The sequence below is a fragment of the Cellulomonas sp. P4_H12 genome, assembly GCF_056400905.1.
In genome coordinates this window covers 1-506 of sequence record NZ_JBFUKJ010000169.1, presented here as the reverse complement: position 1 = coordinate 506, position 506 = coordinate 1, and the positions used below count along the sequence as shown (strand labels likewise).

The 506-nt window shown below is 65.8% G+C and carries 1 protein-coding gene; it reads left to right on the top strand.

Translation table 11 applies throughout. The annotated features are described in order from the left end of the window. Positions 1-271, top strand: a 271-nt coding sequence (locus AC1DQC_RS20360) for a hypothetical protein (RefSeq protein ID WP_477053032.1), incomplete at its 5' end; no start/stop codon positions are given. Positions 272-506 lie beyond the last annotated feature (235 nt).

The window sequence follows — 506 nt, the reverse complement described above, 5'->3', positions numbered from 1 at the left end:
CGGCAAGAACACCGTCGAGTGCATGCAGTCCGGGGCGATCTTCGGGTTCGCCGGCCTGGTCGACGGGTTGGTGCGCCGGGTGCGGGCCGAACTGCCGGCCTTCGCGGGTGACGACGTCACGGTCATTGCGACCGGGGACAGTGCGCCGTTGGTGATGCCGGAGTCGGAGACGATCGCACACCTCGAACGTGACCTCGCCCTGGAGGGGCTCCGAATCGTCTACGAGCGCAACCAGGCTCGCAACGCGGCCCGGCGGCCGCCGGTCGCCTGAGCGCTGAGGTCCCGGAGTACAGGGGTTCCGGAGTGCAGGGGTTCCGGGATCGGGGATTCTGTGCCACACTGGTCGGCGTGAATTACCGCATGGTCACCCAGGAGTGTTGTCGAGGCTGAACGCAGCCCCGATCAATTCCTCATTCCTGGAGTCTCTGCCATGCCTTCCACATCTGTGGTCTCTTCTCTGAACCCATTTTCTTCGAACCCCCGGTCCTCGCGGAACCCGGTCGCCC